The organism is Streptomyces bohaiensis (assembly GCF_012033785.1).
Classification (GTDB): domain Bacteria; phylum Actinomycetota; class Actinomycetes; order Streptomycetales; family Streptomycetaceae; genus Streptomyces; species Streptomyces bohaiensis.
Genome location: NZ_JAAVJC010000100.1, coordinates 1 through 10,993, shown reverse-complemented (window position 1 = coordinate 10,993; position 10,993 = coordinate 1). Strand labels below are relative to the sequence as shown.

Sequence of the window (10,993 nt, the reverse complement as noted above, 5' to 3'; positions counted from 1 at the left end):
ACCCCCCCCCCCTCGCCGTATGCGCCGGTCGACGCTCGTGCTCGCGACACGCGGTCAGCTCGTCGGTTGCTCCGGTTCCGGGGGGCGCGACGCCGGCGGGGCCCCGCTGTCGTGCGGCGGCGCGAGCGGCGATCGACCGCCGTCGGCGGTGTCGCGCGGGCCTCGGCGCGGTTTGGCACCGCGGCCGGTGGGGGGCGTGCGGTCCGTGGCGGAGGCGTCCTCCGTGAGGTCGAGGAGGCGGCCGCCGCGGTTCGCCGTGTCCGCGTCCGACTGCTGTGCTGCGCCGTGCACCGGTGGCCCGTCGGCGGGGAGGGGGTCGAGGCGGCGGTGCAGCCGCCAGACTCCGGCGGCGGTGCCCAGATAGAGGAGCGCCACCGTGATCACCAGGGCGGTGGAGCGCCCGTCCGGCGGGAGCATGAGGGCGGCGAGGCCGGCCGCGCCCACGAACGCCATGTTGAAGAGCATGTCGTAGAGCGAGAAGACCCGCCCCCGGTAGTCGTCCTCGATGCTCGACTGCACCACGGTGTCGGTGACGATCTTGGCGCCCTGGCTGACCAGCCCGAGCAGGAAGGCCGCGATGAGTATGGGCACCGGCCGGAAGGTGAGGCCCAGCGCCGGGACGAGCACCGCTGCCAGCGCCGCGCAGAGGGCGAACCAGCCGAACCTGCCGCACCGTGCCACCATCCACGGGGTGCTGACCGCCGCGACGAAGAACCCGGCGCCGGAGAAGCCCACCGCCAGTCCCAGCCAGGCGACACCGTCGCTGTCGGTGTCCCCCCAGGCGTACCGGGCCAGCATCAGTACCAGGACGAGCAGGGCGCCGTAGCAGAAACGCATCACGCCGACCCCGGCGAGCGCCTGTGCGGCGGGATGTCGCGACCACAGGTGCGACAGTCCCTCCCGCAGGCCGCTCGCAGTGGCTGTCAGTGCGGCACCGAGGTGGCTCACCCGCTCGCCGGCGGCCGGGCCGAGCAGGTCCCGGTGCATACGCAGGGCAGCCGAGGCGGCCAGCAGGTACACCACCGCCGCGAGCCCCAGGGCCAGCGCATCGGCCCACCTTCCCGGGGCGTCGATGAGCGCCTGAGCCCCGAAGGCGCAGGCGCCTCCGACGGTGGCGGCGACGGTGCCGGCGGTGGGGGAGAGCGAGTTGGCCACCACGAGCCGGCGCGCGTCCACCACCCGGGGCAGCGCCGCGGAGAGCCCGGCGAGGATGAACCGGTTGACCGCGGTCACCGAGAGCGCCGCCAGGTAGAAGAGATGGTTGGGGACCGCGGCCAGTACCAGAGTCACCGTCAGAAGCACCAGGGTGGCACGGAGCAGATTGCCGTACAGCAGCACCTGGCGCCGCCGCCACCGGTCCAGCATGACCCCCGCGAACGGCCCCAGGAGCGAGTACGGCAGCAGCAGGACGGCCATGGCGGCGGCGATGTCGGCAGGGGTGGTCTGTTGTTCCGGGGAGAAGACCACATAGGTGGCGAGGCCGACCTGGAACATGCCGTCGGCGAACTGGGACAGCAGGCGCACGGCCAGCAGCTTGCGGAAGTTCGGGAACGCCCAGAGCGTCCGGAAGTCATGGATGACGGTCATCGAGGCAGCAACGAACTCTCGTGTTTCACGTGAAACGGCGGCACCGTGGGGTCACGGTCGGTCGGCGGGTGGGGCGGCAGGGGCGGACGCGCCGGGCACGCCCACGGCGGCTGCGGCGGGCCCCCGGGTGGGTCGGCGCAGCCGCCGCAGCGTGAAGGCGTCGGCCGCTCCGTCGAGGACGCCGCCGCCCGGGTCGTCGGAGCCGTCCCGGCGGACGATGTCGTGCTCGGGGCGGAGCACGTCGCGCACGACGAGAACGCACAGGTACAGGGTGCCCAGCAGGTGCGCGACGATCGCCAGGTGGTAGCCCCCGGGCGGGAGGCCGGAGGCGCCGGCGTTCTCGGCCAGGTAGAACCAGATGCCGAGGAAGTAGACGACCTCGCAGCCCTGCCAGATGAGAAAGTCCCGCCAGCGCGGGCGCGCGAGAGCGGCGAGCGGGATGAGCCAGAGCACGTACTGCGGTGAGTAGACCTTGTTGGTCAGGATGAACAGCGCCACCACAAGGAAGGCCAGCTGCGCGAGGCGGGGCCGTCGTCGCGCGCCCAGTGCCAGGACCGCCAGGGCGCCGCACCCCGCCAGCATCAGCAGCGTCGCCCAGTCGTTGACCGCATCCACCTCCGGCTGCCAGTCGGTCCGGTGCGACAGGATCAGCCAGAAGGAACCGAAGTCGACGGGGCGCTCCTGGCTGAAGGTGTAGAACTTCGCCCAGCCCTCCGTCGCCCCGAGGATGAAGGGCAGGTTCACCGCTGCCCACGCGCCGACCGCGCCGCCCAGCGTCCGGGTGAACGCCCGCAACCGGGCCGCCCGCCAGCACAGCAGGAGGAGCGGGCCGAGGAGCAGCAGCGGGTAGAGCTTCGCCGCGGTGGCGAGGCCGATGAGCACCCCCGCCGCCAGTGGCCGGCCGCGCGACCACATCAGCAGCGCGGCGGCGGTGAGGGCCACCGCGAGCAGGTCCCAGTTGATGGTGGCGGTCAGGGCGAAGGCCGGGGCCAGCGCGACCAGCAGACCGTCCCAGGGCCGGTGCGGCTGGGTTCGGGTGACGCACACCGCGATGGCGATCGCGCAGATGAGCAGGAGCCCGGCGTTGACCAGCCAGTAGTACTGACCGGGCCGGTCCACCAGGCCCGCGCTCGGGGTGAACCAGGACGCCAGCTCCATGAACATGCCGGTGAGAACCGGGTACTCCAGGAACTCCATGGTCGCCGAGGTCTCCTCGGGGATCCGTTGGAAGTACGGGATCAACCCGTCGGCGAAGCCCCGCGCGGTGTAGAGGTGGGGGATGTCCGAGTAGCAGGCGTGGGTGTACTGGGTGGCCGCGCCTTCGAACCAGCCGCGTCGGGCGCACGGCAGCTTCTGCACCATCCCGAGGACGAAGGTGCCGAGCATCGCAAGGACGATGATCCTCACCGGCGGCCACCGGTGGCCGCCCGGCCCCGCTCGCCGCCCGGCAGGGCCACCGAGGAGTTCGCTGCCGGCGGCCGCCACCTCGTCCTGCTGCGAGGGCCGTACGGCCGGTCGTGCGTCGGGGTGCACCATGCCCACATCCTGCCGTACGCGGTTCCGGAAGCGGCTGAGGCCACGTTCGGGGGTACCGAACGTGGCCTCAGCCGTGTCACCGCGGAGGTGCGCTAGTCGCGCCCGCCGCCGGAGGCTCCGAGGATCCAGCCCCCGCCCTCGTCGTCACCGGGGTCGACGGGGTCCTCGGGCATCGAGGGGTCGGCCGGGTCGCCCGGCGAGCCCTGGTCGCCACCGGGGCCGCCACTGTCACCGCCGGGCCCGCCGGTGCCGCCGGGTCCGCCGTTACCGCCGGGTCCGCCCGGACCGCCGGGTCCGCCGCTCTGGCCGCCGTCGTCGTTGCAGTTCGGGTCCCAGCGGCGGCAGTCGTCGCTCGGGTCGGGGGAGGGGTCCGGGTCGTCGCTCGGGTCGGGTTCGGGGGTGTCCTCCTCTTCCTCCTCCGGCGGGTCGCTCGGCTCGCTGCTCTCCTCTTCCTCCTCCTCCGGCGGGTCGCTCGGCGGCGGGGCGGGACTTTCCGCGCCGCCGCCGTAGACGACCTCACCGTCGTCGCGCGCCTCGGCGAACTCGGTGGGCTCGTCGTCGGCGGTGGCGCCCTTCATGAACTCCACCCAGACCTGGGCGGGAAAGCTGCCGCCGGTGACGCCGTTGTCCATGCCGCCGGTACCCCGCATCGACTGGAAGCCCTTGCCGGAGTCCGTCTGGTCGTAGCGGTACATGCCGACCGCGGTGGAGAGGTGCGGGGTGTAGCCGGCGAACCAGGCGCTGATGTTCTTGTCGGTGGTGCCGGTCTTGGCCGCAGCCGGCTTGCCGATCTCCTGTGCGGCGGTGCCGGAGCCGCGCTCGACCACGCCGGCCAGCACGTCGGTGACGGTGTCGGCGACGGCGGAGTCGAAGGTCCGCTTGACCTGCTTCTCGTGGGTGAAGATGTTGCCGTCGCGTCCGTCCACCTTGGTGACGGTGTAGACCTCGGCCTGCTCGCCGTGGGCGGCGAAGGTGGCGTAGCCGTTGGCCATGTTCATGGAGCTGACGGTGGAGACACCGAGGGCGAAGGTCGGCACGGTGTCGTTGTACTCGCCGAGCTGCCCCTCGGGGAGGCCGGCGTCGATGGCGGCCTTGCCGACCTCTTTGACGCCGATGTCCATGGAGAGCTGCACGAACGGCGAGTTGGCCGAGACCTCCATGGCCTCGCGGAGCGTGATGTCGCCCTGCGACTGGTCCTCGTAGTTCCGCTGCTTCCAGGTGAAGGGCTCGCCGTCGTCGTCCTCGCCCTCCCAGACCGATCCGTCGTAGTTGTGGATCAGCAGGCCGTTCTCGCTGTAGTACTTCGACTCGGCCGAGATCCGGGTGCGGTCCTCCGGCCCCTGGTCGGGGCCCTTGCCGGCGTCGCGGATGCCGTCCCGGAGTGCCGCGGCGAGCACGAACGGCTTGAAGGTCGACCCGACCTGGACGTCCGCGCGGGTGGCGTTGTTGATGAAGTGCTCGGTGGCCGAGGGCCCGCCGTAGACGGCGACCACCGCGCCGTCGCCCGGCTTCACGGCCGAGGAGGTGAACTGGACGTGCTGGTTCTCCTCCCGCTCCTCCGGATCGAGCTGCTCCAGCACCGAGTTCACGGCGCCCTCCATCATCTCCACCTTGTCCTTCTCGAAGGTGGTGTGGATGGAGAGGCCGCCTCGGGCAAGGGTCTCGGGGGTGACGCGCTCCTCGTTGACCAGGTAGGCGTCGGCCATCTGGACCAGGTATCCGGTCTGCCCCGCGAGGTCCATCGCCGGGGTGGGCTGCCGCGGCATCGGGAACTCGTCGTTCTCGGCGCGCTCGGCCGCGGTGGCGTACCCCAGCTCGACCTTGCGGTTCCAGACGTACTTCCACCGCTCGATGGCGTTGTTGGTGTTGCGTTCCGCGTTGACCTCGCCCTGCGTGCCGCCGGCCGGGTCGTGCAGTTCGGGGCCCTTGAGCAGGCTGGTCATGAAGGCCGACTCGTTGGCGTCGAGGTCGGTCGCGTTCTTGCCGTAGTAGGCCTGGGAGGCGGCCTGGATGCCGTAGGCGCCGCGACCGAAGTAGGCGGTGTTCAGGTAGCCCTCGAGGATGACTTCCTTCTTCTCGTCCCGACCCACCTTGATGGAGATCATCAGCTCCTTGAACTTACGCTCCAGCGTCTGTTCCTGGCTGAGGTAGTTGTTCTTCACGTACTGCTGGGTGATGGTCGACCCCGACTGGGTCTCGCCGCCGCGCGCCATGTTCACCACCGCGCGCGCGATACCCATCGGGTCCACACCGCTGTCCTCCCAGAAGGTGTGGTTCTCGGCCGAGACGACCGAGTTCACCAAGTGGTCGGGCAGTTGTTCGAATCCGACGTTCTGGCGGTTGTCCCCGCCGCCGCCGTGCACCACCATGCGGGAGCCGTCGGCCCAGTAGTAGACGTTGGTCTGCTGCTGGGCTGCCTCGTTCGGGTTCGGCGTGCTCACCATGGCGTAGGCGATCCCGAAGAGCCCGACTGCCATGGCCATGAAGAGCAGCGCCGCGCCCAGCAGGTGCCGCCAGGACGGCAGCCAGCGGCGCACGCCCTGCTTGCCGTGGCGCGGGTAGTCGATGAAGCGCTTCTTGCCCTCCGGCTCCTGCCGGCGCCGGCCGCCCTGCTGTGCGGCCCGCCGCGCCTCCGCGCGGGAGCCGTAGGCCGGCCCTCCCGCGCCGGGCGGGGGGCCCGCCTGGCCGGGGCCGGTGGGGGGGCCGGGTGGCGGTGCGGCCCTACGGCCGGAAGACCCGCTCGCGCGACGGCCGCGCGACGGCGGCTTGCGACGGTGCTCGCTCATGGATGCAGCTACTCCTCGGACAGACGGAGGCGTCTGAAGGTGGTGGGTACTGCTGGTGTGGCCGCAGCCCCCGACAGCCCGGCCCCCCGGAACGGTACCGGGTACACCTCACCGTGAAAGAGGACGCCTGTTCCCGCGCCCGGGTTCCCGGTGGTGCTCCGCATCCGCCCAGAGTACGCAGCGCCAAAACCAGCCAATTGGTGCGAAGTTCGCATACTCCTTCTTCTCTCCGGGGCGCGGCCGATATGTGACTCCCCTCACGATGATTGATCTTGTCGCCCCCTGGGTACTGCTCTATCGTCCAGATGTATCGACTCGATACATCGAGGCGACGTATCGGCCGCTTCTCGCCCCTCGGTGGGCGTACGCACCGAACACACGGCCCTGCGTCGTGTGACCGATCGTCGTGGACGGCAGGGGAACGGAGGTGGACGGCGACCGTGAGCCGAAGATCCGGTGTACTGGAGTTCGCCGTCCTCGGCCTGCTCCGTGAAGCCCCCATGCACGGCTACGAGCTGCGGAAACGGCTCAATACCTCCCTCGGAGTCTTCCGTGCCTTCAGCTACGGGTCGCTGTACCCGTGCCTGAAGACGCTGGTGACCCAGGGGTGGTTGACCGAGGAGCCCGGGGCGGACAGCGACGAGGCGCGCGGCGCGGCCCTGCCCGGTCGACGCGCGCGGATCGTCTACCGCCTCACCGCGGAAGGCAAGGAGCGGTTCGAGGAACTGCTCGGCCAGACGGGGCCGGACTCCTGGGAGGACGAGCACTTCGGAGTGCGCTTCGCCTTCTTCGGCCAGACCAACCGCGACGTGCGCATGCGGGTGCTGCAAGGCCGCCGCAGCCGGCTGGAGGAGCGTCTCGACAAGATGCGCGCCTCCCTCTCCCGCACCCGCGAGAAGTTGGACGACTACACCCTCGAGCTGCAGCGCCACGGCATGGAGTCCGTGGAGCGTGAGGTCCGCTGGCTCGACGAGCTGATCGCGAGCGAGCGGGAAGGGCAGGAGCGCCGTGACCAGCACGGCGCCGCCCCCGACCCGCCGCAGCAGGACGACCCGTCCCCCGACGGGGACGGCACCCGGCCGGAGCCGCCAACCGGCGGAGCCGACCGCGCCAAGGCCCCGTGACCACGCGGGAAATCGCCGACAACACTGAGATCAACTAGGGAGCAACCGAATGGGTTCGGTTCGCGTAGCCATCGTCGGCGCGGGCAACTGCGCCGCCTCGCTCGTGCAGGGCGTCGAGTACTACAAGGACGCCGACCCGGACAGCAAGGTCCCGGGTCTCATGCACGTCCAGTTCGGCGACTACCACGTGCGGGACATCGAGTTCGTCGCCGCCTTCGACGTCGACGCCAAGAAGGTCGGCCTCGACCTGGCCGACGCCATCGGCGCCAGCGAGAACAACACCATCAAGATCTGCGACGTGCCGAGCACCGGCGTCACCGTCCAGCGCGGCAAGACCCTCGACGGCCTCGGCAAGTACTACCGCGCCACCATCGAGGAGTCCGCCGAGGAGCCGGTCGACGTCGTCCAGGTCCTCAAGGACAGCGGCGCCGACGTCCTCGTCTGCTACCTGCCCGTCGGCTCCGAGGACGCGGCGAAGTACTACGCCCAGTGCGCCATCGACGCCAAGGTCGCCTTCGTCAACGCCCTCCCGGTCTTCATCGCCGGCACCAAGGAGTGGGCCGACAAGTTCACCGAGGCCGGCGTCCCGATCGTCGGCGACGACATCAAGTCGCAGGTCGGCGCCACCATCACCCACCGGGTCATGGCCAAGCTGTTCGAGGACCGCGGTGTCATCCTGGACCGCACCATGCAGCTGAACGTCGGCGGCAACATGGACTTCAAGAACATGCTCGAGCGCGAGCGCCTGGAGTCCAAGAAGATCTCCAAGACGCAGGCCGTCACCTCCCAGATCCCCGACCGAGACCTCGGCGAGAACAACGTCCACATCGGCCCGTCCGACTACGTGGCCTGGCTCGACGACCGCAAGTGGGCGTACGTCCGCCTCGAGGGCCGCGCCTTCGGTGACGTGCCGCTGAACCTGGAGTACAAGCTCGAGGTCTGGGACTCCCCCAACTCCGCCGGCGTGATCATCGACGCCCTGCGCGCCGCCAAGATCGCCAAGGACCGCGGCGTGGGCGGCCCGATCCTCTCCGCCTCCTCCTACTTCATGAAGTCGCCGCCGGAGCAGTACTTCGACGACGTCGCCCGCCAGAAGGTCGAGGACTTCATCAACGGCGACGCCTGAACCACGGCGCCCCCGGGACGACGACCGCCGCACCCTGGGGAGCGGCCGACGTCCGGATGACGGCGAGGGGCCCGGCGAGCGGTGCGTGAGCACGCACCGCGAGCCGGGCCCCTCGCCGTTCGTCCGTCCGGGCGCCGCCGCACCGGCGGCGCACCCGCGGACCGACGGCCGCGGTCAGAGATCCACGAGCCGGTCGTACTGCGTCGTGGTGTGCCGCAGGATCGCCGTCATCTCGTCGCCGACCTTCGGCTCCTGCGCCTCCGCCGGCACGAAGAGGATCGACACCTGCATGTGCGGCGGCTCCGCGAACCAGCGCTGCTTGCCGTCCCAGGCGTAGGGGGAGAGGTTCCGGTTCACCGTCGCCAGCCCCGCCCGTGCGACACCCTTGGCCCGCGAGGTCATGCCGTGCAGGGCTTTCGGCGCCTCCAGCCCCACCCCGTGCGAGGTGCCACCCGAGACCACCGCCAGCCAGCCGTCGCCGGACGCCTTCTGCTGGCGGTAGCCGAACCGGTCGCCGCGCGTCACCGCGGTCACGTCCAGCACCACGCCCTTGTAGTGGGTCGCGTCGTGGTCGCCCAGCCACAGCCGGGTGCCGATCCGGGCCCGGAACCGGGTCTGCGGGAACTGCTGCCGCAGCCGGCTCAGCTCGTCGGCGCTGAGGTGGCTCACGAACATGGTGTGCAGCGGCAGCTGCGCGGCGCGGAGGCGGTCCATCCAGCCGATGACCTCCTCCACCGCGTCGGTGCCGTCGGCGCGGTCCAGCGGGAGGTGGATGGCGAACCCCTCCAGCCGCACGTCGTCCAGCGCTGCGCGGAGCTTGCCGAGGTCCTCCGGTGCCACACCGTGCCGCTTCATGCTGCTCATGACCTCGACGACCACGCGCGAGCCCACCAGGCCGTACACGCCGTCCACCGAGGAAGCGGACCGGATCACGCGGTCCGGCAGCGGCACCGGCTCCTCACCGCGCCGGTACGGCGTCAGCACCAGGATGTCGCCGCTGAACAGCTCCCGCATCGCCGCGGCCTCGTAGGAGGTGCCCACGGCGACGATGTCGGAGCCCAGCATGGCCACCTCCTCCGCGAGCCGCTCGTGGCCGAAGCCGTAACCGTTGCCCTTGCAGACGGGCACCAGGCCGGGGAACGCGGCGGCCACCGCGCGCTGGTGCGCCCGCCAGCGGTCGGTATCGACATACAGGGTGAGCGCCATGACCGGGGGACACCTCTCTTGCTTCCGGGTCGTCAGGGGTTGGTGTGGGGGCACCGTGTGGGGCGGCGGGAGTCGGGTCGCGCGTCGCACGGGGCGCCGGCGCCGACGGGGGGCACCGGCGGTGCCCCCCGTCCAGGATGCGTCAGCGGCGCGACATGTAGATGTCGAGCGCTTTGTGCAGCAGCTTGTTGAGCGGGAAGTCCCACTCGCCGAGGTACTCCGCGGCCTCGCCGCCGGTGCCCACCTTGAACTGGATCAGCCCGAAGAGGTGGTCGGTGTCCTCGAGGGAGTCGCCGATGCCCCGCATGTCGTAGACCTGCGCGCCCATCGCGTGGGCGTCCCGCAGCATCTGCCACTGCATCGCGTTGGAGGGGCGGACCTCCCGCTTGTGGTTGGCGGAGGCGCCGTAGGAGTACCAGACGTGACCGCCCACGACCAGCATCGTCGCCGCCGCCACCGCCTCGCCCTCGTGCAGCGCGAAGTACAGCCGCATGCGGGGCTCGTCGCCGCGCTGCGCCGTCTCGGCGTTCAGCGCGTTCCACATCTGCTGGAAGTAGCCCAGCGGGCGGGGGCGGAACTTGTCCCGCTCGGCGGTGACCTCGTACAGCTGCTGCCACTGCGGCAGGTCGTCGTAACCGCCGCGCACCACCTGGACGCCGGCCTTCTCGGCCTTCTTGATGTTGCGGCGCCAGAGCTGGTTGAACTCCTTGTGGACCTGTTCCAGGGTGCGCCCCGCCAGCGGGATCTGGAAGACGTACCGGGGCTGCACGTCGCCGAAGCCGGCGCCCTCGTCCTCGTCCTGCTGCCAGCCCATGCGGCGGAGCTTGTCGGAGACCTCGAACGCGCGCGGCTCCAGGAAGGTCGCCTCCACGTCCCGCAACCGCTTGACCTCGGGGTTCTGGATGCCGGCCTTGATGGCCTTGGCGTCCCAGCGGCGGATCACCACGGGCGGGCCCATCTTCACCGAGAAGGCGCCCTGCGCCTTGAGGTGTGCCAGCATCGGCTGGAGCCAGTCCTCGAGGTTCGGGGCGTACCAGTTGATGACCGGGCCCTCGGGCATGTACGCCAGGTAGCGCTTCACCTTCGGGAGCTGGCGGTACAGGACCAGACCGACCCCGACCAGCTTGCCGTAGGAGTCGTACCAGCCCATCGACTCGTTGCGCCACTCCGACTTCACGTCGGCCCAGGCCGGGACCTGCATGTGGCTGGCCGACGGCAGTGAGCGAATGTACGCCAGGTGCTGCTCGCGGCTGATCGTCCTCAGGGTCAGGCTCATTCGGGCGTTCCTCCGGCGGCACGTCGGCGCTCTGGTGGTCTCGTCGGTCGGCGGCAGCCCCCGTGGGGCTCCCCGCCGGAAGCCTACTGCCGCCCGGAGCGGCGGCTGCTCCTGCCGTGCCCGTCGGGGGAGTTATCCGGTCCGCGCCCGGTGGGCCGAACGGGGCGCACGGGAGGCTTCCCACCGCCGGCCGTCGGTAGCCGGCACTGCGGAGAGGGCACCCGTGCCCCGTTCCCGGGGCGCCCGCCAGCGACCCGCGGGCCGCGTCGTGCCTGGTCGCGCCGGTGACGGCGGACGCGACCGGGCGGGGCCGGACGCGGCCGGGGGGGGGGGGGGGGGGGGGGGGGGGGGG

General features: G+C 71.2%; 7 protein-coding genes. 2 read left to right on the top strand and 5 right to left on the bottom strand.

Annotation, left to right across the window (positions count from 1 at the left end; translation table 11 throughout):
* Positions 1 to 54 precede the first annotated feature (54 nt).
* The 3 genes from HCN52_RS13205 to HCN52_RS13195 all read right to left on the bottom strand — a co-directional run bounded on the left by HCN52_RS13205 (position 55) and on the right by HCN52_RS13195 (position 5,909).
* Complete coding sequence (locus HCN52_RS13205; protein ID WP_168088634.1) at positions 55 to 1,587, bottom strand: MFS transporter; 1,533 nt, start codon at positions 1,585 to 1,587, stop codon at positions 55 to 57.
* 51 nt (positions 1,588 to 1,638) lie between these two features.
* Complete coding sequence (locus HCN52_RS13200) at positions 1,639 to 3,123, bottom strand: glycosyltransferase family 87 protein (RefSeq protein ID WP_168088633.1); 1,485 nt, start codon at positions 3,121 to 3,123, stop codon at positions 1,639 to 1,641.
* Between the two features lie 92 nt (positions 3,124 to 3,215).
* On the bottom strand, positions 3,216 to 5,909 hold the full coding sequence (locus tag HCN52_RS13195; RefSeq protein ID WP_168088632.1) for a transglycosylase domain-containing protein: 2,694 nt from the start codon (positions 5,907 to 5,909) through the stop codon (positions 3,216 to 3,218).
* Between the two features lie 440 nt (positions 5,910 to 6,349).
* Between HCN52_RS13195 and HCN52_RS13190 the strand changes: the two genes are divergently transcribed.
* Both HCN52_RS13190 and HCN52_RS13185 read left to right on the top strand, forming a co-directional pair.
* Positions 6,350 to 7,033, top strand: coding sequence for a PadR family transcriptional regulator (locus HCN52_RS13190; protein WP_168088631.1), 684 nt, complete (start codon positions 6,350 to 6,352; stop codon positions 7,031 to 7,033).
* A 49-nt stretch (positions 7,034 to 7,082) separates the two neighbouring features.
* Positions 7,083 to 8,159 carry an inositol-3-phosphate synthase gene (locus HCN52_RS13185; protein ID WP_168088630.1) on the top strand — a complete coding sequence of 359 codons (1,077 nt, stop codon included), beginning with the start codon at positions 7,083 to 7,085 and terminating at the stop codon, positions 8,157 to 8,159.
* 174 nt (positions 8,160 to 8,333) lie between these two features.
* Here the strand turns inward: HCN52_RS13185 and HCN52_RS13180 are convergent, their stop codons facing one another.
* Together HCN52_RS13180 and HCN52_RS13175 are read right to left on the bottom strand one after the other, a co-directional pair.
* Positions 8,334 to 9,365 (bottom strand): alanine racemase, encoded by a 1,032-nt coding sequence (locus HCN52_RS13180; RefSeq protein ID WP_168088629.1) that lies wholly within the window; start codon positions 9,363 to 9,365, stop codon positions 8,334 to 8,336.
* Between the two features lie 142 nt (positions 9,366 to 9,507).
* Positions 9,508 to 10,641 (bottom strand): lipid II:glycine glycyltransferase FemX, encoded by a 1,134-nt coding sequence (locus HCN52_RS13175; protein WP_167931451.1) that lies wholly within the window; start codon positions 10,639 to 10,641, stop codon positions 9,508 to 9,510.
* Positions 10,642 to 10,993 lie beyond the last annotated feature (352 nt).